The 20,738-nt window shown below is 70.0% G+C and carries 18 protein-coding genes; 11 read left to right on the forward strand and 7 right to left on the reverse strand.

What is annotated here, in order from left to right; all coding sequences use genetic code 11:
• Nucleotides 1–7 precede the first annotated feature (7 nt).
• Nucleotides 8–2,161 carry a molybdopterin oxidoreductase family protein gene (locus tag ACFWDI_RS10855; RefSeq protein WP_385302903.1) on the forward strand — a complete coding sequence of 718 codons (2,154 nt, stop codon included), beginning with the start codon at nt 8–10 and terminating at the stop codon, nt 2,159–2,161.
• Between the two features lie 23 nt (nt 2,162–2,184).
• Here the strand turns inward: ACFWDI_RS10855 and ACFWDI_RS10860 are convergent, their stop codons facing one another.
• From ACFWDI_RS10860 to ACFWDI_RS10870, 3 genes are all read right to left on the reverse strand, one after another.
• Nucleotides 2,185–2,670 carry a gamma-glutamylcyclotransferase family protein gene (locus ACFWDI_RS10860; RefSeq protein ID WP_385302855.1) on the reverse strand — a complete coding sequence of 162 codons (486 nt, stop codon included), beginning with the start codon at nt 2,668–2,670 and terminating at the stop codon, nt 2,185–2,187.
• Entirely contained in the window at nt 2,667–2,999 is a 333-nt protein-coding gene (cutA, locus tag ACFWDI_RS10865) for a divalent-cation tolerance protein CutA (RefSeq protein WP_385302858.1), read from the reverse strand. Before cutA ends, ACFWDI_RS10860 begins: the two co-directional genes overlap by 4 nt.
• A 136-nt stretch (nt 3,000–3,135) precedes the next feature.
• A complete protein-coding gene (locus ACFWDI_RS10870; protein WP_385302859.1) occupies nt 3,136–3,723 on the reverse strand; it encodes an NADPH-dependent FMN reductase in 588 nt (195 codons plus the stop codon).
• Nucleotides 3,724–4,159: 436 nt separating this feature from the next.
• Between ACFWDI_RS10870 and ACFWDI_RS10875 the strand changes: the two genes are divergently transcribed.
• A complete protein-coding gene (locus ACFWDI_RS10875) occupies nt 4,160–4,666 on the forward strand; it encodes a hypothetical protein (RefSeq protein WP_385302860.1) in 507 nt (168 codons plus the stop codon).
• Between the two features lie 116 nt (nt 4,667–4,782).
• A complete protein-coding gene (locus ACFWDI_RS10880; protein ID WP_385302862.1) occupies nt 4,783–5,406 on the forward strand; it encodes a class F sortase in 624 nt (207 codons plus the stop codon).
• A 191-nt stretch (nt 5,407–5,597) separates the two neighbouring features.
• Here the strand turns inward: ACFWDI_RS10880 and ACFWDI_RS10885 are convergent, their stop codons facing one another.
• Nucleotides 5,598–7,511: an FG-GAP-like repeat-containing protein gene (locus tag ACFWDI_RS10885; protein WP_385302863.1), complete on the reverse strand. Its 1,914-nt coding sequence runs from the start codon at nt 7,509–7,511 to the stop codon at nt 5,598–5,600.
• 174 nt (nt 7,512–7,685) lie between these two features.
• The gene (locus ACFWDI_RS10890) at nt 7,686–8,450 is read right to left on the reverse strand and encodes a peptidase (protein WP_385302865.1); all 765 of its coding nucleotides are present in this window, start codon (nt 8,448–8,450) and stop codon (nt 7,686–7,688) included.
• A gap of 54 nt (nt 8,451–8,504) precedes the next feature.
• Here ACFWDI_RS10890 and ACFWDI_RS10895 point away from each other — a divergent pair, with 54 nt between their 5' ends.
• Nucleotides 8,505–8,720, forward strand: a complete 216-nt coding sequence (locus ACFWDI_RS10895) for a hypothetical protein (RefSeq protein ID WP_385302867.1) — start codon at nt 8,505–8,507, stop codon at nt 8,718–8,720.
• Nucleotides 8,721–10,006: 1,286 nt separating this feature from the next.
• On the opposite strand, the gene ACFWDI_RS10900 is transcribed toward ACFWDI_RS10895, so the two are convergent.
• Nucleotides 10,007–10,792 carry a sulfite exporter TauE/SafE family protein gene (locus tag ACFWDI_RS10900; RefSeq protein WP_385302869.1) on the reverse strand — a complete coding sequence of 262 codons (786 nt, stop codon included), beginning with the start codon at nt 10,790–10,792 and terminating at the stop codon, nt 10,007–10,009.
• A 194-nt stretch (nt 10,793–10,986) separates the two neighbouring features.
• Between ACFWDI_RS10900 and ACFWDI_RS10905 the strand changes: the two genes are divergently transcribed.
• The 7 genes from ACFWDI_RS10905 to ACFWDI_RS10935 all read left to right on the forward strand — a co-directional run bounded on the left by ACFWDI_RS10905 (nt 10,987) and on the right by ACFWDI_RS10935 (nt 19,425).
• A complete protein-coding gene (locus ACFWDI_RS10905) occupies nt 10,987–12,234 on the forward strand; it encodes an NAD(P)/FAD-dependent oxidoreductase (protein WP_385302870.1) in 1,248 nt (415 codons plus the stop codon).
• A 1-nt stretch (nt 12,235) separates the two neighbouring features.
• Complete coding sequence (nirB, locus tag ACFWDI_RS10910) at nt 12,236–14,842, forward strand: nitrite reductase large subunit NirB (RefSeq protein ID WP_385302872.1); 2,607 nt, start codon at nt 12,236–12,238, stop codon at nt 14,840–14,842.
• Nucleotides 14,839–15,204: a nitrite reductase small subunit NirD gene (gene nirD / locus ACFWDI_RS10915; protein ID WP_385302873.1), complete on the forward strand. Its 366-nt coding sequence runs from the start codon at nt 14,839–14,841 to the stop codon at nt 15,202–15,204. The genes nirB and nirD overlap by 4 nt, the downstream gene beginning before the upstream one ends.
• 211 nt (nt 15,205–15,415) lie before the next feature.
• Entirely contained in the window at nt 15,416–16,342 is a 927-nt protein-coding gene (locus ACFWDI_RS10920; protein ID WP_385302875.1) for an oxidoreductase, read from the forward strand.
• A gap of 151 nt (nt 16,343–16,493) precedes the next feature.
• The gene (locus ACFWDI_RS10925; protein ID WP_385302877.1) at nt 16,494–17,711 is read left to right on the forward strand and encodes a cytochrome P450; all 1,218 of its coding nucleotides are present in this window, start codon (nt 16,494–16,496) and stop codon (nt 17,709–17,711) included.
• A gap of 26 nt (nt 17,712–17,737) precedes the next feature.
• The gene (locus ACFWDI_RS10930) at nt 17,738–17,932 is read left to right on the forward strand and encodes a ferredoxin (protein ID WP_385302906.1); all 195 of its coding nucleotides are present in this window, start codon (nt 17,738–17,740) and stop codon (nt 17,930–17,932) included.
• Between the two features lie 332 nt (nt 17,933–18,264).
• Nucleotides 18,265–19,425 (forward strand): alkaline phosphatase PhoX, encoded by a 1,161-nt coding sequence (locus tag ACFWDI_RS10935; RefSeq protein WP_385302879.1) that lies wholly within the window; start codon nt 18,265–18,267, stop codon nt 19,423–19,425.
• Here ACFWDI_RS10935 and ACFWDI_RS10940 read toward each other — a convergent pair.
• Nucleotides 19,395–20,414: an ArsR/SmtB family transcription factor gene (locus ACFWDI_RS10940; RefSeq protein ID WP_385302881.1), complete on the reverse strand. Its 1,020-nt coding sequence runs from the start codon at nt 20,412–20,414 to the stop codon at nt 19,395–19,397. The two genes, ACFWDI_RS10935 and ACFWDI_RS10940, sit on opposite strands and share 31 nt — an antisense overlap.
• Between the last annotated feature and the right edge of the window lie 324 nt (nt 20,415–20,738).

The following is a 20,738-nucleotide window of genomic DNA, read 5'->3' on the forward strand; positions in this document are numbered from 1 at the left end:
GCCCGACATGCTCGACGACACCACCCCGACCCACTGTCCCTACTGCGCCCTGCAGTGCGGCATGAGCCTGCGCGGCAGAGCCGAGGCGGTCGAGGTGGTGGAGCGGCCGGACTTCCCCGTCAACCGTGGCGCGCTGTGCGGCAAGGGCCGCACCGCGCCCGCGCTGCTCTCCTCCCGGGTGCGCCTGACCGAGCCCCTGGTCCGACGCCCCGCCACAGGCAGGCTCGAGCCGGCCACCTGGGAGGAGGCCCTGGGCACCGTCGCTGCGGGACTGCGGCGTACGCGGGCGGTGTACGGTCCCGACGCGGTCGGCGTCTTCGGTGGCGGCGGCCTCACCAACGAGAAGGCGTACACGCTGGGGAAGTTCGCCCGGGTCGTGCTCGGCACCTCGCAGATCGACTACAACGGCCGCTTCTGCATGTCGTCGGCGGCGGCCGCGCACCAGCGGGCGTTCGGTCTCGACCGCGGGCTTCCGTTCCCGCTGGAGGACATTCCGCGCAGCGGATGCGTGATCCTCGTCGGCTCGAATCTCGCCGAGACGATGCCGCCCGCGCTGCGCTATCTGACCGAGCTCCGGGCGAACGGCGGCAAGCTCATCGTCGTCGATCCGCGCCGCACGCGGACCGCGGAACAGGCCGATCTGCATCTGGCGCCGCGGCCCGGAACGGATCTGGCGCTCGCGCTCGGGCTGCTGCATGTGGTGGTGGCGGAGGGACGAACGGACGAGGAGTTCGTCAAGGACCGTACGAGCGGCTGGGGGGAGGCCAGGGCGGCCGCGATGGCGCACTGGCCCGAGCTCGTCGAGCGCATCACGGGTGTCGGCGTGCCCGAACTGCGCGAGACGGTACGGATGTTCTGCGACGCGGAGTCCGCGATGGTGCTCACGGCGCGCGGGCCCGAGCAGCACTCCAAAGGCACGGACACGGTGAGCGCCTGGATCAACCTCTGCCTGGCGACGGGCCGGGCGGGACGGCCGATGTCCGGCTACGGCTGTCTGACCGGTCAGGGCAACGGCCAGGGCGGCCGCGAACACGGCCAGAAGGCGGACCAGTTGCCGGGCTACCGCAAACTGGACGACCCGGCGGCGCGGGCGCATGTCGCCGGGGTGTGGGGTGTGGAGCCGGAGACGCTGCCGGGTCCGGGGCGCAGCGCGTACGAACTGCTGGACGCGCTGGGCGGGGACGTGAAGTCGCTGTTGCTGATGGGCTCGAACCCGGTGGTGTCCGCGCCGCGCGCCGGGCATGTGGAGGAACGGCTGCGCTCGCTGGACTTCCTGGCGGTCGCGGACGTGGTGCTGTCGGAGACGGCGGCGCTGGCGGATGTGGTGCTGCCGGTCACCCAGTGGGCGGAGGAGACGGGCACGACGACGAACCTGGAGGGCCGGGTCCTGCTGCGCCGGAAGGCGGTGTCGGCGCCGCCGGGAGTACGGAGCGACCTGGAAGTCCTGGGCGGCCTGGCGGGCCTGCTGGGCCACGAGAAGGGCTTCCCGTCGGACCCGGAGGAGGTCTTCGAGGAACTCCGCCGGGCATCGGCGGGCGGCCCCGCGGACTACTCGGGCATCACCTACAAAAGGATCGCGGAGGAGGACGGGGTGTTCTGGCCGTGCCCGGAGGAGCCGGCCGCGGCCGGGGGCACCCATGGACCCGTCGCGGCCGAGCACGCGCCCGGATCCCGACCCGTCCATCCCGGTACGCCACGGCTCTTCCTCGAGCGGTTCGCCACTCCGGACGGGCGTGCCCGGTTCATCGCCGTCGGGCACCGGGCCGCCGCGGAGGAAGCGGATGCCGAGTATCCCGTGCTGCTGACGACCGGGCGGGTCGTCGCCCAGTACCAGTCCGGGGCGCAGACCCGGCGGGTCGATGAGCTCAATGCCGCCGCGCCCGGGGCCTTCGTCGAGCTGCATCCGCAGCTCGCCGAGCGCGTGGGCGCCGTCGAGGGGGCTCCGCTCGCCGTCGTTTCGCGGCGCGGGCGGGCCGTCGGGCTCGCGCGGATCACGACCGGGATCCGGCCGGACACCGTCTTCATGCCGTTCCACTGGCCGGGCGAGGGCCGGGTCAACTCGGTGACGAATCCGGCGCTCGACCCGACCTCGCGCATGCCGGAGTTCAAGGTGTGCGCGGTACGGGTGGAACGCGCGGAGCAGGAGGAACGGCAGGGGTAGGCGACAGCGGCAGTGGGCGCGGGTCAGCTGCCGCTTCGGCCGCACCAGTTGCCGCCGCGGATGCGGGTGCCCTTCGCGCGGAGCTCCCGGGCCAGGCCCGGCGCCGCAAGGTACACCCAGGCCCGGACCGCAGTGCCGTCCGGCCGGACGACGTCGCGGGCCACCCGCTCGTACAGATTGCGCGGGTGGCCCGGCGCGACGTACTCCTCCAGCCGGTCGAGTACGGCGAGGAGCTCCCCGTACTCCCCCGGTGCCGCCGTCACCACCTCACCCGCGACCGTGCCCCCACCGGCGTCGAGCAGGGCATACGGATAGCCCGGGCCCTCGTAGAGCACCGCGTCGGTCAGCAACGCCGGCTCCTCCGCCGCCGTGCGGCCGTGCAGGAAGAGATCGTGGTTGCACTCACCGGGGCGCAGCGTGCCGTAGACGAAGAACGGGAGCTCGGCCCCAGGCCCGGAACCGGACTCGGTCTCGGACCCGGACCCGGACTCGATCTCGGGCTCGGTCACGGCGCCACGGTCTCCGCGTCGATCCATGCCAGATACCCCGCACTGCCGCGCGCCACCGGCGTCGCGATGATCTCCGGCGTTTCGTAGTCGTGCGCGGCCGTCAGATGCGCCTCCAGCGCGGCGTAGCAGGCCTCGGTCGTCTTGAACAGGACCTGCCACTCCTCCGCCGTCTCGATCGCGTTCTTCCAGTGGTAGACGGAGGTGACGGGCGCGGAGATCTGCGCGCAGGCGGCCAGCCGCGACTCCACCGCACCCCGCGCGAGCGCCTCCGCCTTCTCCGCACTGTCGGTCGTGGTCAGCACGGTGAGTGCGGTCAGTGCCTGGGCCATGGACACGTTCCTTCGGGTCGCAGGGGCGGGCGGGACCTTAAGTCCATTGCCGGTCGATCAGGCCACCGTACGCACGACGCGCCCTTCCCGCCCCGTCGTCCCGCCCCTGCCCACGGCCGCGGCGATGGCGATGGCGTCAGCCGCCGTACGGACAGGCCGACTTGGCGTTGCGCAGGGCGTGCCCCCACCAGGCGAGTTGGTCCAGCATCGTCTTCGCGGCGGCGTCGCAGGCGGTGGGGTCCTTGTGCTGCCCTTCGTCGTCGAACTGGCTGCCGGCGTTGTGGAAGGAGACGGTGTCGCGGACGGTGACGGCGTGCATTTCGGCGAAGACCTGGCGCAGCTGCTCGACGGCGCGCAGACCGCCGGAGATTCCGCCGTACGAGACGAAGCCGACGGGCTTGGCCTGCCATTCGCCGAAATGCCAGTCGATGAGGCTCTTGATGGAGGCGGGGAAGGAGTGGTTGTACTCGGGCGTGAGGACCACGAAGGCGTCGGCTTCGGCCAACTTCGGTGCGGTCTTGGCAAGTTCGGCCCGCACCTCGGGTGCCGGTCGGTAGGAGAGGGCGGTGGGCAGGTCCACTTCGGCCAGGTCGATCAGTTCGACGGCGAAGTCCGCACGCTCGGCGGTGCGGGAGAGGAACCAGTCGGCGATGACCGGGCCGAAGCGGCCGTCGCGGTTGCTGCCGAGGATGACGGCAAGTTTCAGAGGCGTGGTGAGGTCCATGAGGAAGAGGCTCGTACCTGAACCGAGGTTGAGGTCAAGCCGCACCTGAACGCCCGAAGCCGGCACCGGCCTCCCGGCAGATCGCCGATGCGGCGTACGGCCGGATCGGAGCTTCCCGGGAGTACGGCCGGGACGACTCCGACCGCCGGGCCGGCGCCCCCCTCGCGCGGCCCCCTCGCGCGGCTCCTCGCACCCCCAGGACGGCTGACACCTCGGGCCCCGGAGCACCCTTCACCCGTTCAGCACGATGACTTCCCGCGCTCGATCTGATTCCCCATCACAGGCGATGACCTGCGACGACGCATCACGTCCAGCGCGACACGCCGAGCGAAGCCATCGAATCTGATTGCCCATCAGCAGGCGTTTCGGGCGGGCTGCGCCTTACCTCGGAGAGAGCACACAACAGAGCACCACCGCGCTTCCCCGGAGGACCGCCATGCGCACCACTGCCCGTCTGCTGACCAGCGCCGCGCTGGCAGCCGCCACGATCGGGCTCGGCGCCCACACGGCGTTCGCCGGGGATTTCGAGCAACTCGAGATATTCCCGTCGCCCGTCGACCCGGGGGCGACCCTCAACGCGAACACCATCGCCTGCGAGCACAACGGCCAGGGCGTCGAAGACGCGCGGTCGATCGGCGCGGGCGACTTCCGCCTGTCTCCCGGTACGCACAACGAGGTCGCGGCCGGCCGGCTCACGGTCCCCCACGGCACCGAGCCGGGGACCTACGCCATCGGCGTGACCTGCCAGAACGACACGAGGGCCGCGGCCGAGCCGGTGGTACATCGCCACGACAGGCCGAGCGGTCATGTGAGAACGGGCGTCGGCGGCAGCGTCGGCCCCGACACCCCCCAGATCGCGGCGGGTGTGGCCGTACTGGCCGCGTCCGCCGCCGGCGGGATCCTGCTCCTGCGCCGCCGGGCGAGCGGCGCGCAGGACAGCTGACGGGACGGTCTGCACCGTCCCGCGTCCCGCCGTGTCCCCGTTCCCGTCAGGCCGGTTCGCCGCGCCTGCCGGGAGCGGGGAGTTCGTCCGTAGGACCAGATGACCGCCGAGGAGCGATGAACGCCAAAGGAAGGGGCTGGGGCATAGCCGTCGCCGTCTGCATCGGCCTGCGGCTGGTCCAGAACGGCTCCGCGGATGTGACCCCGCCGATGCCGTCGGCCGCCGAGGCCTTCGCGGCCGGCCCGGGACACCACACCGACGCGGCCGCCGACCCGCTGCCGCCGTCCGGACCCGTACGGCTGCGCATCCCCGAGATCAGTGTCGACGCCCCCGTCATGCCGCTGGACCTCGACAAGGACGGCAGCCTGAACGTGCCGCCGGCCGCCGACCGCAACCTCGCCGGCTGGTACAAGGACGGCACTTCGCCGGGCGCCAAGGGCACGGCGATCGTCGCCGGGCATGTCGACAACGCGCAGGGGCCCACCGTCTTCTACAACCTGGGTGCGCTGAAGAAGGGCGATCGGATCGAGGTGACCCGCAAGGACGGCCGTACCGCCGTGTTCACCATCGACGCGATCGAGGTGTACGAGGCCGACGCCTTCCCGGACGAGAAGGTCTACGGAGCGAAGGACCGGGCCGAACTGCGAGTGATCACCTGCGGCGGCGGCTTCACGAGGGAGACCGGCTACCAGGGCAATGTGGTGGCGTACGCGCATCTCATCGGGGTGCTGCAGGCCTAGTGGATCTACCGGCACAGTGGATGGAGCAAAAGAATGGGAATGCGCATGCGAACGCTGCGATCGTCACTGCGGCGGCGAGCACTACTGCCGCAGTGACTGACGCCCGCGATGGCGGCCGACACGACCGCCACGTTTACCGTGACTGCCACGACGGGCCTGACGCAGCATCCTCGCTGCTGTGTAGCGGTACTTCAGGTAAGGCTGAACGCCGTCACCACGGCGCGGTGATCGCTGACCCATTCGTTGTTCTGATGGTTGGGAACCGGCTGTGGCGTGCCACGGACCTCGGCCGTCGAGCTAACCGGCGTTGCCGCACCGACGTAGTGCACGAAGTCGATGCGGTCCTGCGGTTCGTCCGGCCCGGTGGAGCCGTTGTGCTTGGGGTACACGGGGGACCACGTGTCGCCCGGCAAGATCGCCGGAGCGGGGTTGAGGAACCGGTACGAGTCGTTGAGACCGGCGTCGGAGACGGCCTTGGTGGCTGGCCAGTTGACGGAGGTGTAACCGCAGTTCTGGCTCGCGGCCTCAGGCACCCAGTCCAGATGCGACGGCGTATTGAAGTCACCGGCCAGGAACACCGGCGGGCCGCCGCTCTTGGCCGCGTTGATCTCGGGCGTCGCCCTGGTGAGGATGTCGTTGATCTCCACAACCCGCCGGGACGTGTTCTGCTCGATGTCCTCGATCCGGGCTGGCGTCATGCTCTCGTAGCAGGCGTTGTAAGGCCCGTAGTACTGATAGTCCAAGTGGACCGACCACACCACGGCTTCCTTACCGGAGCCCAGGTTGAGCCGGGCGCCGAGCCCGGAGTCGTCCAGCGCGAGCTCGAAGGTCTGCGTGATCGCGTACCTGCTGATGATCGCCACGCTACTGGGGCCCTGGTAGTAGTACCAGCCCAGGTTTCGTGCCAGGTCCCTGGCGAAGTACCCCTGGGTTTCCTGCAGGGCCAGCACGTCCGCGCCGCTGGAGGTGACGAAGTTGGTGGCCTTGGTGAGGCCGCCGGTCACCTGGGTGGCGGCATGCCAGGTGTTGAAGGACGCCACCTTCAGTGTGGTGGCGGCGGTGGAGGGCACGATACGGAACTTCAGCGGGCTGGCCACCCGGCTGTAGCCGTCGTTGTACAGGTAGTAGGCGACGTAGTGGCCGGGGCTGAGGCCGGTGGTCGGGATCGTCAGCTGGCCGGAGGAACCAGGGGCATACATCCACGTGCTCGCGGGCCCGACGTACTGGTCATTGACCGGGCCGTTGCCAGGATCGGCATAAATGCCGACCCAGTTGCTGGAACTGGGCTGGCTCGTGCTGTACGTGACCGAGATCGGGTCACCGGCCGGGTAGTCGAGCTGGTCCAGGCTCATCGAACCGGTCGGCGTCCGCGAGGAGCTCGTGATGCGGAACTTCACCGGATTGGCCAGCCAGCTGTTCCCATTACCCAGCAGCACCGACACCGTACTCGAGTCGTAGTTGGCGACGACCAGGTCCTTAGTGCCGTTGCCGTTGAAATCACCGACCGCCACCGACCACGGGGCGGCGCCGGTGGGGTAGTCGACCTTCGCAGCGAACGTACCGTTCCCGTTGCCCAACAGCACCGACACCGTATTCGCGTTGTGGTTGGCGACGGCCAGGTCGAGACGGCCGTCACCGTTGAAGTCACCGACCGCCACCGCTTCCGGGTCGCTCCCGGTGGGGTAGTCGACCTTCGCAGCGAACGTACCGTTCCCGTTGCCCAACAGCACCGACACCGTATCCGGGCCGTAGTTCGTGGTGACCAGGTCGAGACGGCCGTCACCGTTGAAGTCACCGACCGCCACCGAGAACGGGTTGGCTCCGGTGGCGTAGTCGACCTTCGCCGCGAACGTGCCGTTCCCATTACTCAGCAGCACCGACACCGTATTCGAGGCGTAGTTGGCGACGGCCAGGTCCTTGCGGCCATTCCCCCGAAAGTCCCCTACCGCCACCGAGAACGGGGTCGTCCCCGTGGTGTAGTCGACCTTCGTCGCGAAGGATGGGGTCGTGGCCGCCCCCGCGATGCGGGACGAGACGACTTGCAGCATCACCACCGCCAGCAAGACCGCAACGAGCCGCTCTGCTCTACGCCGCACCTTCGCCACAGGCCCACATTATGATCGCCTCTGCCCGGTACCGATCAGGAATGCCGGGGGTCACTCCAATAGAGGGCATTTAAACGTTCACAGCCCTGCTGGGGCATTTCTTTTTGGGATGCCTTACCCAAACACTGAGGGTGGATCCCAGCTCGAGACCGTCGGCCCGGCGGTGCTGCGCCGTCAGTCTCGGCTCCGCACGAGCCGCCGCTTCAGCCGGAGGATGCCGACGACCGCCAGGATGGCCGCCAGGGCGCCGAGTCCCCAGGACAATATCGGGGGCCACTGCGCGAAGTCGGGGACGACGGACGAGCCCTGCATACCCGCGGACGGGAAAGTGACGTTGGCAGTGATGGTCTCCTGGACCCTGCCGCTGGCCAGAGACAGCCGCGCTTTCCAGGGACCGTTGGGCAAACTGTCGTCCAGCGCGACGCTCACCAACCCGGTATCACCGGGGGCCAGAGTGGTGCCCCGCGTCGCGGGATACGGCCCGGCACGCAGACCCGCCGGGCCCTCGGACAGCCAGAGCTTGCCGGACATCTCCAATGCGCGTTCCCCGGTGTTGCGCACCTGGGCGGTGATCCGCGGTTGGCCCTCGCGGGAGCGTTCGGGGGTGAGCTTCTCGATCCGGAAGGCCGAGGGTGGCTCACCACCAGGGCCGATATCCAGATAGATTCGGATGCCGACCCGGTTGATCAGCTTGACGCTGCCCTTCCCTGAGCTGGCGACCTCGGCCCAGACAACGCCGTAGCGCTCACCTCGCGAGGCCTTTGGCGGCACCCGGATAGTGACCCGCGCGGTCTCCTTCCTGTCAGGAGGAAGCCTGAGCACGGGGTGGTCGGCCGATGTCCATTCCGTCAGTTCGTTCTGAGTGCGACCAGCGGCGAAGGTGAATGTCCGTTTGTTGATGGAAGCCGCGGCGGCGTAGAGGTCGATGCGCAGCGGCACCCGGGACTTATTGCTGACCTCCACCCGCCGCTGAATGGTGGTACCCGGATTGAGATGATCGACGATGGAGGTGTACGCACGGGGATCGTCACGACGGATGACTGGCGCCTCGAGCAGTCGGAGTCCGAACTGCGCTTCCGACTCTCCGGATCCCTCGTCCCGTGTGTGTTCAGCACTCATCGACCGGGCATCGCTGCTGGCCGCGCCCTGAAAGAGCGCGGCCAGCAGCAGGACCAGGAGCAGCGGAACCGCTCGCCTATGTGGGAGTGACAGAATGAGTCACCGTCCCGGTGTAATCAGTGGCCGCCTGGGCTGTGTTGGGGATGACGATCGACATCGTTGGGGTCCATGTGCTTAGGCTGTTCCCAGTCCCCGCAGCGTGACTCGCGATCGGGTTGTTCACGCTCATGTCACCCGAGGCCTGACTGGTCGCCGTCCCGTTATTGGTGGTGACGGTCCCAGGGACGTATCTCCCCGCGGAGGCCGGGATGGAGTTCACCCCCGCTGCCGTGAATGCGGTCGACACGACCCTGCAGGTCCACACAAGATCGCCCGCTCGGGCGTCGGTGACAGTCACGGTGCCAAGCGACACGGGGGTGGTCGTGGAGCCCGGAGCACCGGCTCCGAGGTCGACGGGGCCGTCTGGCACCGAGATGAGGAGACCATCACCCGTCACATCGAACGTCACCGTGGTGGTCCCGCAGCCATCAGCCGGGGGAACGCACGGGGCCGCCTGCGCCGCGGGACCGGGGACGACAACCAGCGCGAGGGTGACCCCTCCCCCGGCGAGCAGCCCGAGGTATCTGTATCTGGATCGCACAGCAATTCCTCCGTCTTCGTGGCCGGACCCATGAGAGGGCGCGGTTCTGCGCACGACCTGGCCCGGCACCCAGATGCACAATAAGTTAACTTTCGATCACACTCAGTCATGGCGCGCTGGTGCGGCCGTCTGGAGGGAGGGCCTGGAGCAATGGTCAGGCCATTGGCCCGGGGTCGCACTCGGCGCAAGTGAAGCTGTACGCGGCCGCGGCGGGGATCAAAGAGAACAAATTCGCCTTCGCCGATGGGCGCACGCCGAACGAACCTGAGCTCAATGACGACAAGAAGGGGCCGCTCCTGTGGCAGTGCATGCCGTCCTGTCCACGACCCCGGACAGAGGGCATAGACGCACTCGACTCAAGAGAATCCTCGTCCTGCTCCCCGGATTGGCCTGGCTGGCGGCGGCCGTTCTGGGCCCGAGCCCCTCGTGCGCCGCAGAAGCCCGTAGCGCTGGGGACCGCTACCAGTTACGCGGTGCCGGCCGGTTCAACGGTCAGCAGTACGGGCGCCAGCGTCATCAACGGCGACCTGGGGCTGAGCCCCGGCACTTCGGTGACCGGCTTTCCGCCCGGACACGTCAACAGGGTGCAGCATGTCGCCGACGCCGACGCCGTCCAAGCGAAGTCCAACCTCTGTGGCCTGCAATCCGACTCTGATCGTCTCGGTGCCCGGCTTTGCCGTGGCAGGCAGCGACACCGCAACTGTGACGCACTCGGTCGCGTAGGCCCGTCAGGCCGTCAGGCCGTCCACTGGTCGAAGGCGAGCTTCGCGACCAGCGAGAAGACGACCACGAGCAGCACTCCACGGACGAACTCGCTGCCCTTCCTGAGCGCCATCCGGGCGCCGAACATGCCGCCCGCCAGGTTGAACACCGCCATCAGCGCGGCCAGCTGCCACATCACCGTGCCCTGGTAGGCGAACATCGCGAGCGCCCCGCCGTTGGTGCAGACATTGACGATCTTGGCGGTGGCCGAGGCGGTCACCAGGTCGAGATGGAGTACGGCGGTGAGCGCGAGGACCAGGAAGGTGCCGGTGCCGGGCCCGAACAGCCCGTCGTAGAAGCCGATCCCGCCGCCGACGAGGACGATCGCGGTGACGGCGCGGGCGCGGGTGACGGGGCCCTTGTCGGTGTCCGCGGCGGTTCCGAAGTTGGGGCGCAGCATCACAAAGGCCGCGACGCCGAGCAGCACCACCATGATCACGGGCCGGAGTACGTCGCTGCTGATGCCGGCCGCGAAGAACGCGCCGCCCATGGAGCCCGCGAGCGCGGCGAGTCCGATCCGTAGCGCCGTCTTCACCTGGACCGGGGCCTTGCGCACATAGGTGACGGCGGCGCCCGAGGTGCCGACGATGGCCACGGCCTTGTTGGTGCCGAGGATCTGAGCGGCCTGGACGTGCGGCAGGCCGAGCAGCAGGGCGGGCAGGAGCAGCAGCCCGCCGCCGCCCACCACGGCGTCGATCCAGCCGGCCGCCGCGGCGGCGAGGCAGAGGAGGACGAGTGTGGTCAGCGATATGTCGGGCATGGTCACGACCCTATGGACGAGATGAGTGCGCCGTCCATCAATCCCGGGAGACTTGAGCGACGTCTGAGGTTTCGGCGCCGGGTGAGTGGCCTGGGGCGCCCTCACATCCGGGCTCGCGCCGCGCTGAGCGCAGCGTTCCCCGAGGGAAACAGCAGAAGACCTGCCGGGTAACACCGACGCCGCAGGCTGCAGACATGGAATCGAAGATCGTGGTCATCGGCGGCGGAACGGCGGGCGTGCGGCTTGCGCGACAGCTCGGCGTGCACGGCGTCGACGTCACGGTCCTCGGCGAGGAGCCGCACGCACCGTACAACCGGCTGCTGCTCGCGGAGGTCCTCGCCGGGCGCTACGGCCCCGAGGTGATAGCCCTGCCCGAGGCACCGGTACGGCGCGGTGTGCGGGCGACCGCGATCGACCGGGACCTGCGGCTTGTGCACTGCGCGGACGGCACCTCGGTGGCGTACGAGCGGCTGGTGCTGGCCACCGGGTCCAACCCGGTGCTGCCGCCGCTGCGCGGACTGGCCGGAGAGCTTCCCGACGGTGTGCACCCCTTCCGCACCCTGGACGACTGCGCGGCGCTGTCCGCCGCCGTACGCCCCGGGATCCACGCGGTCGTCGTCGGCGGCGGACTGCTCGGTGTCTCGGCCGCCCGCGCGCTGGCCGCACGCGGTGCCCGGGTGGTGCTGGCCCAGCAGGGCGAGCATCTGATGGAGCGCCATCTGGACGTGTCCGCATCTCAGCTGCTGCGCGGCCACCTCGAGTCACTGGGTGTGGAGGTCCACACGGAGTGCCGGGTGAGGGGCCTGCGCGGTACGGCGGTCGAGCTCGCCGACGGGTATGTCCTCGACTCCGAGCTCGTCGTGCTCGCGTGCGGGGTGCGCCCCCGGGTCGGTCTGGCGCACGCCGCCGGTCTTGAGGTACGTCGCGGCATCGTCGTCGACGACGAGCTGCGTACTTCCGACCCGTACATATACGCCATCGGCGACTGCGCCGAGCATGACGGCCAGGTGTACGGCCTGGCGGGTCCGGCCCTGGAACAGGCCGATGTCCTGGCCTCCGTACTGACCTCGGCGCCGGACCCCACCTCGGCGCCGGACCTCACCTCCGCACCGGAACTCGTCTCGGCGTCGCCCCGGTACACCGGCACCCGCGCCCTCACCCGCCTCACGCTCACCGGGCCGGGACCCGCCACGGCCGGCCCGCTCGATCTCGCCGCCTTCGGCGATCCGACTCCCCGGCCCGGGGACGACGTCGTCCAGCTCGCAGACGCCACCCGGGGCGCGTACCGCAAGGTCGTCGTCCGCGGAGACCGGCTCGTCGGCGGGGTGCTGCTCGGGGATCTCGCCGCGGTCGGCGCGCTCGCCCGGGCCTGGGAGGGCGACGAGGCCCTCCCGGAGAGCGTGCCCCTGCTCCACCTGCTCACCAATGATGGAGGCCTCTGACATGCCTGCGATGTCCACCCCCACGACTCCCACAATCGTGGTCGTCGGCCATGGCATGGTCGGCCAGCGATTCCTCGAGGCTCTCGCCGAGCGCGGCCTGACCGGGCGGGCGCGGATCGTCGTGCTGTGCGAGGAGCCCCGCGCCGCCTACGACCGGGTCCGGCTCAGCTCGTACTTCTCCGGCCAGACGCCCGAGCAACTCTCCCTCGTGGAGGGCGACTTCATGGAGCGTCACGGCATCGAGCTGTATCTCGACGAGCCGGCCGAGACCATCGACAGGGAGGCGCGCACGGTCACCTCGCGCGCCGGGCGGACGTTCGCGTACGACACTCTCGTCCTGGCCACCGGCTCGTACCCCTTCGTACCGCCGGTGCCGGGCAAGGATGCCGAGGGCTGCTTCGTCTACCGCACCATCGAGGACCTCCTCGCGATCGAGGAGTACGCCAAGAACTGCACGACCGGCACCGTGGTCGGCGGCGGGCTGCTGGGCCTCGAGGCGGCCGGGGCGCTCAAGGGGCTGGGGCTCGCCACACACATCGTCGAGTTCAATCCGCGGCTGATGGCCATACAGGTGGACGAGGGCGGCGGCGCCGCGCTGCGCCGCACCGTCGAGAACATGGGCCTGATCGTGCACACGGGCGTCGGCGGGAAGGAGATCACGGCGGGCGAGGACGGCGCGGTGACCGCGATGGCGCTGTCGGACGGCTCGTCCATCGACACCGACCTGGTCATCTTCTCGGCCGGCGTGCGCCCCAGGGACCAGCTCGCCCGCGAGAGCGGGCTCACCGTCGGCGAACGCGGCGGCATCACGGTCGACGAGCAGTGCCGTACGAGCGACCCCGCGGTGTACGCGATCGGCGAGTGCGCGCTGGCCGCCGACGGCCGGGTGTACGGGCTGGTCGCGCCCGGATACGAGATGGCGGAGGTGGCCGCGGACGCCATCGCCGGAGAGGCCGGAAAGGCGGGCGGCTTCACGGGCGCCGACACCTCCACCAAGCTCAAGCTGCTGGGCGTGGACGTGGCGTCCTTCGGCGACGCGCAGGGCACGGCCGAGGGCTGCCTGGACGTCGTCTACTCCGACTCCCGCTCCGGCGTCTACAAGAAGCTGGTCATCGGCCGCGAGGGCGAGCTGCTCGGCGGTGTACTGGTCGGTGACGCCGACTCCTACGGCATGCTGCGCCCGCTCACCGGCTCCGTCCCGCCGCTCCCGCCCGAACAGCTCGTGCTGCCGGCCGGGATCGGCGCACCGGCCGCACTCGGCCCGTCCGCGCTGCCCGACGACGCGGTCATCTGCTCCTGCCACAACGTCACCAAGGGCACGATCCGCGGCGCGGTCACCGAACACTCCTGCACGACCGTGCCCGAGGTAAAGAAGTGCACCAAGGCCGGTACGGGCTGCGGCAGTTGTGTCAAAGTGCTGGGCCAGCTGGTCAATGCCGAGCTGGAGTCCTCGGGCGTCGAGGTCGACAAGGGCCTGTGCGCCTGCTTCGCCCGGACCCGCCAGGAGCTGTACGAAACCGTGCGCGCGCTGCGCATCACCTCGTACCAGAAGCTCCTCGACGCGCACGGACGCGAGGCGGCCCGCGGCGGCAACGGCTGTGAGATCTGCAAGCCGACGGTCGCCTCGATCATCGCCTCGCTGGCGCCGACGATCGGCGCCGACGGCTATGTGCTGGAGGGCGAGCAGGCCGCGCTGCAGGACACCAACGACCACTTCCTCGCCAATATGCAGAAGAACGGTTCGTACTCGATCGTGCCGCGTATCCCGGGCGGCGAGATCACTCCCGAGAAGCTGATCGTGATCGGCGAGGTGGCCCGCGACTACGGGCTCTACACGAAGATCACGGGCGGCCAGCGGATCGACCTGTTCGGCGCGCGCGTCGATCAACTGCCGCTGATCTGGGCGCGGCTGGTGGAGGCGGGCTTCGAGTCCGGGCATGCGTACGGCAAGGCCCTGCGCACCGTGAAGTCCTGTGTGGGCCAGACCTGGTGCCGTTACGGCGTGCAGGACTCGGTCCGGATGGCCATCGATCTGGAGCTGCGCTACCGGGGCCTGCGCTCCCCGCACAAGCTGAAGTCGGCGGTCTCCGGCTGTCAGCGCGAGTGCGCGGAGGCGCAGAGCAAGGACTTCGGCGTCATCGCCACGGCCAACGGCTGGAACCTGTATGTCGGCGGCAATGGCGGCGCGACCCCGCGCCACGCCGATCTGCTCGCGCAGGATCTCTCCGACGCGGAACTGGTCCGGCTCATCGACCGGTTCCTGATGTTCTACATCCGTACCGCCGACCGGCTGGAGCGCACCTCGACCTGGCTGGAGCGGATCGAGGGCGGCCTCGATCACGTACGGGATGTGGTCGTCCATGACTCGCTGGGCATCTGCGCGGAACTCGAATCGCTGATGGCGGACCATGTCGCGGGCTACCGCGACGAGTGGTCCGAGACCATCAACGACCCGGAGCGGCTGCGCCGGTTCGTCTCCTTCGTGAACGCGCCCGAAGTCCCGGACCCGACGGTGAAGTTCGTGCCCGAGCGCGACCAGGTCAAGCCCGATCTGCCGCTGCTGACCATCCGCCCGCTGGAAGTCCTGGAAGGAACCGCCACCCGATGACGATCGCACCCGAGCAGACCGCCCCCGTAAAGACGGAAACACAGGTCCAGCTCCGCCTGGGCCAGGAGTGGTTCGCGCTCTGCGCGCTGTCCCTGCTCACCCCGGGCCGCGGGGTCGCGGCCCTGCTGCCGGACGGCCGCCAGGCCGCGGTCTTCCTGGACCGCGAGGGCACTCCGTACGCCATCGACAACCAGGACCCCTTCGCCGGGGCCCAGGTCCTCTCCCGGGGCCTCGTCGGCTCGTCCTCCGGCGGCCCCTTCGTCGCGTCGCCGCTGCTCAAGCAGCGCTTCGACCTGGCGACCGGGCGCTGTCTGGACGACGATTCGGTCTCGGTGACGGCCTACGAGGTACGGCTGAACTGACCGCGGACTCCGCTCACACGTCGTCGGTCACTGCCCTGACTCCTCGCGACGCGTGAGCGGCCGGCCGGCCGGCGTGGGCCGTGGGGGGCGGCCCGGCCGGTGCGGCCCGACAGTCGTGAACGTCGGCGGAACCCGATGGGCCGGGCCGTGGCTCCTCGGCCTGACGGTTCGTAGGCTGGGCAGCCAACGTTTCCTAGCGAGGGGCTCAGCCATGGCGGGCTGGAACGCGAGCGACATCCCCGATCAGTCCGGACGCACCGCCGTGGTCACCGGTGCCAACAGCGGCATCGGACTCGTCACGGCCCAGGAGCTGGCCCGCCGCGGCGCGCGCGTGATTCTCGCGTGCCGCAGCGGGGTCCGGGGCGAGCAGGCCAAGGCCCGCATCAAACGCGAAGTGCCCGACGCGGAGGTGGAGTTCAGGTCGCTGGACCTGGCGGACCTGTCCTCCGTACGGGAGTTCGCGGCCGCGTACCCGTACGAGAACCTCGATCTGCTCATCAACAACGCCGGCGTGATGGCCCTGCCGTACGGGAAGACCGCCGACGGCTTCGAGACGCAGTTCGGCGTCAACCACCTCGGGCACTTCGCGCTGACCGGGCTGCTGCTGCCGAAGCTGCTGGACACGCCGGGCGCGCGCGTGGTGAGCCTGTCCAGCGGGCTGCACGCCATGGCCAACCTCGACATTGCGGATCTCAACAGCGAGCGGCACTACCGCCGTTGGGTGGCCTACGCCCGTTCCAAGACGGCGAACCTGCTCTTTGTGCACGAGCTGGCGAGGCGGCTGCGCGCCGCCGGGTCCGACGTCGTCGCGGCGGCCGCCCACCCCGGCTACGCCGCCACCAACCTCCAGGCGGCGAGCGCGAGGATGGAGGGCCGCAAGGTCAGGGAACGGATCATGGAGTTCGGCAACCGGATCGCCGCGCAGCCCGCCGAGTCCGGGGCGCTGCCGACGCTGTACGCGGCCACCGCGCCGGGCGTACGGCCCGACTCCTTCACCGGACCGAAGTTCCAGGGCTGGCGTGGCGCGCCCGCACCTTCCCGACGGGCCAAATGGACCCGGAACGATGTGGCGGGCGAGCGGCTGTGGGCGGCATCCGAGCAGCTCACCGGGGTGACGTACGAGGGACTCAAGGCCTGAGCGCTCGCGCGCCGGACGACGGGTGTGCACCATGGAATCCGGGGCCCGCGCCGCCCTTGGGCTGTTTGGCCGAACTTCACATGGACCATTAGATGCCCGAGGCATCTAATGGTGTTCGGCAAGGCGGACTCTCTTCGCTCGCGAGGTCACCATGACAGAACCACTCGTCTCAGCACCCGTCGACTCAGAACCCGTAGCGTTTCCTCAGGACCGCAGCTGCCCCTACCACCCGCCCACTCCCTACCAGCCACTCCGCGAGGCCCGGCCGCTCTCCCGGGTCTCCCTCTTCGACGGGCGCACCGTCTGGGTGGTCACCGGGCACGCGACGGCGCGCGAGCTGCTGGCCGACCAACGGCTCTCCACCAACCGCGAGAACCGCGCGTTCCCCATGCCCACGGAGCGCTTCGCGCGGCTGCGCGACCGCCGCACAGCGCTGCTCGGCGTCGACGACCCCGAGCACAACACCCAGCGGCGGATGCTCATCCCCAGTTTCACCCTCAAACGCATCACCGCACTGCGCCCGCAGATCCAGCAGACCGTGGACCGGCTGCTCGACGCCATGACCGAACAGGGACCGCCCGCCGAGCTGGTGAGCGCCTTCGCCCTGCCGGTGCCGTCGACGGTGATCTGCGCCCTGCTCGGCGTCCCGTACGCCGACCACGACTTCTTCGAGGCGCAGTCGCGGCGGCTGCTGCGCGGACCGGCCCCCGCCGACACGGAGGACGCGCGCAACCAGCTGAACGACTACCTCGGCGCGCTGATCGACCGGAAGCGGAAGGACCCGGGCGAGGCGCTGCTCGACGACCTCATCCAGCAGCAGTTGCACGAAGGCACCGTGGACCGGCACGAGTTGGTCGGCCTCGCCACGATCCTGCTCGTCGCGGGCCACGAAACCACGGCGAACATGATCTCGCTGGGCACCTTCACCCTGCTCCAGCACCCGGAACAGCTGGCCGAGCTGCGGACGGAGGAGTCGCTGATGCCCACCGCGGTCGAGGAGCTGCTGCGGTTCCTGTCGATCGCCGACGGGATGCTGCGGGTGGCCACGGAGGACATCGAGGTGGCCGGGACGACCATCCGGGCCGACGAGGGCGTCGTCTTCTCGACGTCCCTCATCAACCGCGACACCGCCGCCTACCAGGCACCGGACACACTCGACTGGCACCGCTCGGCCCGCCACCATGTCGCCTTCGGCTTCGGCATCCACCAGTGCCTGGGACAGAATCTGGCCCGCGCGGAGATGGAGATCGCGCTGCGGACGCTCTTCGACCGGCTGCCAGGACTGCGGCTTGCGGCGCCCGCCGAAACGATCCCCTTCAAACCCGGCGACACGCTCCAGGGGATGGTCGAACTCCCCGTGACCTGGTAGCCGCCATGGGTACCGACCGTAGAGACATCGGCATCACCATCGACAAGGACAGGTGCATCGGGGCGGGGCAGTGCGCGCTGACCGCGCCGGAGGTGTTCACCCAGGACGACGACGGATTCAGCGAGCTGCTGCCGGGCCACGAGGACGGCGCGGGCAGTCCGCTCGTACGGGAGGCGGCCCGGGCGTGCCCGGTGGGGGCGATCCGGCTCTCGCACGGCTGAGACCCGCGCGTCGAGCGGGCGCGATGGTGGCCGGGTCCGCCCGGCAGTCGGTTCGTCCTCCATCGCCGGACGCCCTGGAAGAACAGGCCCGTCCCGGGCCCCGGGACAAAGTCCGGGGCCCGGCGTCGCGACAGGACGCCCAGGTGGTGAAAGGCGCGCGCCCGGCGCGCGCCCGGGCGCAACCTTCCCTACCCCCGAGTCGGCGCGCTGGTCGACCGCTGTACGTCACCACTCGTTGACGTGCTGTCAATTCACGACTCCTAGGTTCCGGTACCGCGCCAACTCCGGGGCGTCGACCGGCGCCCCGGAGCAGTCACCACCCTGGAGTGACAGTGGAACGTCGCAACTTCCTGCGCGGAGCAGTCATCGGCACGTCCGCCGCCGCCTTCGGCGGCACTCTGATGCGCGGTGCCGCCTACGCCGCCCCGGCCCAGCCCGGCCCGGGGCCCTACGGGGCCCTCGGCGCGGCGGACGCCAACGGCATTCAGCTGCCCAGCGGGTTCAGCAGCCGGGTGATCGCCCGGTCCGGTCAGAACGTCGGCTCGACCTCGTACACGTGGCACAACGCCCCCGACGGCGGTGCCTGCTTCGCGGACGGCTCGGGCTGGATCTATGTCTCCAACTCGGAGATCAACCCGTCCGGCGGCGCGAGCGCGGTGAAGCTCTCCTCGGCCGGCGCGATCACCGGCGCGTACAGAATCCTCTCCAACACCCGCCAGAACTGCGCGGGCGGCAAGACGCCGTGGAACACCTGGCTGTCGTGCGAGGAGGTCAGCCTCGGGTACGTCTACGAGACCGACCCGTACGGCGTGAACGCCGCCGTACGCCGGGACGCCATGGGCAAGTTCAAGCACGAGGCCGCGGCCGCCGACCCGGTGCGCCATGTCGTCTACCTGACCGAGGACGAGACCAACGGCTGCCTCTACCGATTCATCCCCACCACCTGGGGCAACCTCGCCTCCGGCACGCTCCAGGTGCTCGTCGCGGGCTCCGGCACCTCCGGCTCCTTCACCTGGCAGAACGTGCCCGACCCGGACGGTTCGCCGACCGCGACGCGCAGCCAGGTCTCCGGCGCCAAGCACTTCAACGGCGGCGAGGGCTGTCACTACGCCAATGACACCGTCTGGTTCACGACCAAGGGCGACAACCGGGTCTGGCAGCTCAACCTCGCCAACAGCACCTACGAACTGGCCTACGACGACTCGCTGGTGGTCGGCGGCGGCGCGCCGCTGACCGGTGTGGACAACGTCACCGGCTCGTCCTCCGGCGATCTGTTCGTCGCCGAGGACGGCGGCAACATGGAGATCTGCATCATCACTCCGGACGACGTCGTCGCGGTGTTCCTGCGGATCACCGGCCAGTCCTCGTCCGAGATCACCGGACCGGCGTTCTCACCCGACGGTACCCGGCTGTACTTCTCCAGCCAGCGCGGTACGAGCGGCTCCTCGTCGGGCGGCATCACCTACGAGGTGGCGGGACCGTTCCGGGCATAGCCCGCGGCCTCCGCAGTGGCGCCGCCCCGCAGCAGGGCGGCGCCCAGCGGAGTGACGGTGTGCAGGACGGCGTTGCCGTGGCGTAGCGTCACCACCAGGCCCGCCTCCCGCAGGACGGCCGCGTGCTGGCTCGCGGAGGCGAGGGACACCCCTGCCCGGCGGGCCAGTTCGCTGGTCGTACAGCCGAAGCGGATGGCCTGCAGGACGGCGGAACGGGTGTGGCCGACGAGCTTGCCCAGCGAGGGGCCGCCGGCCTCGCTGAAGGCCGGCCCGCTGCTGTGGGCGGCCGGATAGACGAGGACGGGCGGGAGCGCGGCATCGCGGTAGACCACCGGTGTGCCGCGGCAGAAGAACGACGGCTGGAGCAGCAACCCCCGCCCGCCCAGGTGCAGTTCGCGCGTGACGGGATAGTCGGCCTCCAGGACGGGCGGCCGCCAGCGCAGCACCGGCGGCAGTGACGTGAGCAGCTCGTCCGCGCCGCCGTCGAGCAGCGCGCGGCCGCGCACGGCACGGTCCGCCTCCACCCTGGCCTGGATATGCGGCCAGTACGGCTCCACAGCGGCCCGGTGATAGCCCCGCAGCGCCCCCACGAGCCGTGCCAGCGGCTCGGGCCTGCCCTCGGCGAGGGCGACGAGCCGGCCGGGCAGTACGGGCACGGTGGCGCGGTCGGCGGCGGCCAGGGCGAGTTCGGTGTGCAGGCGCGCGGCCGGGGTGGCACGCAGCGCCTCCAGGCCCGCGTCCAGCCCGCCCTGCCCTTCGGGAGGCGTCAGGAAGTCCGGGAAATAACCCCGCGGCGGAACCAGTGCGGCAAGCAGGCGTGTTTCACCATTCAACCGGGCGCGGGTCTCCGAGCGCCATTCTCCGAAGACGAGCGCGCCGCGCCGATCCCGCAATCGGTGAAAGCTGAGAATCGTTTCCCACAAAGCATCCGGTCTGGCCCCCATCCGCACTCTGGCTAGGTCGTCCCCAGTGAAATGGATACGAAGCACCGAACCCCCACCTGTTGCATCCGCAATCGCCCCGATCACTGAGTATGCATGCCATCACAGGACGTTACCACGGTGTTTCAGCCACAGTTGAAACGCCTCGCGGGGGGTGGGTGCCAACCGAAAGGCTGTACGACGTCGGGCATGAACCTTCCGTCTCCGATGTGACGTTGCGAAGGCCGTGGGGGGCTTTGGAACGTCCGGCGGCGGGTGACGGAAGGTGCGGCTCCGTGTCCGGCACGGGTAATGGGGCGCGGGCCCCGGGTGGGGGGGCGGCGGGCGCCCGCCGCCCGGGATTTTTTGGCCCCCAATTTTGAGAAAATAAAT

It is taken from the genome of Streptomyces sp. NPDC060064 (genome assembly GCF_042736455.1).
Lineage (GTDB): Bacteria > Actinomycetota > Actinomycetes > Streptomycetales > Streptomycetaceae > Streptomyces.